Source organism: Microcystis sp. M53602_WE12 (assembly GCF_030065455.1).
GTDB classification, from domain to species: Bacteria; Cyanobacteriota; Cyanobacteriia; order Cyanobacteriales; family Microcystaceae; genus Microcystis; species Microcystis aeruginosa.
In genome coordinates this window covers 1-1,623 of sequence record NZ_JASJFB010000726.1, presented here as the reverse complement: position 1 = coordinate 1,623, position 1,623 = coordinate 1, and the positions used below count along the sequence as shown (strand labels likewise).

General features: G+C 43.1%; 1 protein-coding gene and 1 pseudogene. Both read right to left on the bottom strand.

From position 1 onward, the window contains the following. A pseudogene (locus PX482_RS22500) lies at positions 1-615 on the bottom strand (tetratricopeptide repeat protein); the annotation flags it as partial. Between the two features lie 105 nt (positions 616-720). Continuing rightward, positions 721-1,623, bottom strand: a 903-nt coding sequence (locus PX482_RS22495) for a ferredoxin-like domain-containing protein (protein WP_502888574.1), incomplete at its 5' end; no start/stop codon positions are given.

The window sequence follows — 1,623 nt, the reverse complement described above, 5'->3', positions numbered from 1 at the left end:
TTCTAATGACTGGTTATAAGCAACAATAGCTAACTCTAAATTATCCGCTCTTTCCCCTCTGATGCGATTACTATAAGCAGTACCCAGATTATTTTGTGTGTTTGCCCATTCATAAGGAAAAGCATCACGGGTATAGACTTCTAAAGACTGGTTATAAGCAACAATAGCTAACTCTAGATTATCTGCTCTTTCCCCTCTGATGCGCTTATTATAAGCATTCCCCAGATTATTTTGTACGCTTGCCCATTCATAAGGAAAAGCATCACGGGTTCTTACTTCTAAAACCGTTTGATAGCCTGTAATAGCGATTTCTAGATTATTAGCCCGACTTCCCAAGGGAAAATTTTGAATATCAACACATAAATTCTGAATCACCCCGACAATACCCGCCACTTCTTCTGGTTTCCTTTGAGAAAACACATTTCTAGCCCATTGTTGCAACAGTTGGGCAAAGATATCATCTAACAGATGTTGACCGCGTTGTAGGATAGGATAAACCACCGTAGGATCGCTATTACTGTCATATTCTGCTTGTAAGACTTCTGATAAAAACTTCTGATATTCCTCTATACTTCCCGCTTGAGGGTTGAGAAACTGCCCCAATTGTTGCACCATATCGCGTAACCAAGATGATGTGATGGACTATGATTTTTTCGACAGACCGACCCTATGAATATACTAATTAAAAAAAGGTGGGTTAAGTCCCACCTTGATAACTGATTAGGATTTTTGGCTGAAATAGGCCTCTAGCGCCTCATTGATGATTTGATTCATCGGCCGTTTTTCCGTTTCCGAAGCTTCCTTGAGACGGACAAACATATCATCGGGGACGCTGACACGGTTTTGATTTTTACGCACGCGTTTGGGTTTTGATTCAGTAGTAGTAGTTTCGGTCATTTTAGGTGTGTAGGTGGCTGAAAATGCTTGTAAAGCAGGGAAATTGACTCGATGACAGAATTCTCCGAAGGTCTCGTTATTTTGTTGATCCTGTTGGAAGTAAACGAAAATCGGTTCTAAGACCTTTTCTAGATCATCGATCGCCATTTTATCCAAATAGGGGCGCGCTAGTCGAGTTTGATCGGCTGTTCCTCCTAACCAGAGTTGGTAGGAATTGGGAGCGCTACCCACAAATCCTAATTCTGCCATATAGGGACGCGCGCAGCCATTAGGACATCCTGTCATGCGGATGACAAATTGCTCTTTGCTTAATCCTAAGCGATTAAGCAGGGCGCGAATGCGTTCAATTACCCGGGGTAAAATTCTTTCTGACTCAGTAATCGCTAATCCACAGGTAGGCCAAGCGGGACAGGCCATGGAATAACGGGTTAAAGGGTCAATTTCGGCGGGATTGGTGACAATTCCGTGTTCTTTCAGGATCGCCTCGATCGCTTGCTGATCCTGGGGTTCGATTTCGTAGAGAATGATATTATGGTTAGCCGTCAAGCGCATGGGCAACTGAAAACGCTCGATAATCACTTTTAAGGCGGTTTTTAGCTGAAAACTGCCTTCATTTTTGACCCGGCCATTCTCCACAGAAAGACCAAAAAATAATTTTCCGTCTCCCTGTTCATTCCATCCCAAAAAGTCTTGATATTTCCAATCGGGGAGGGGTTGGTAGGGGGC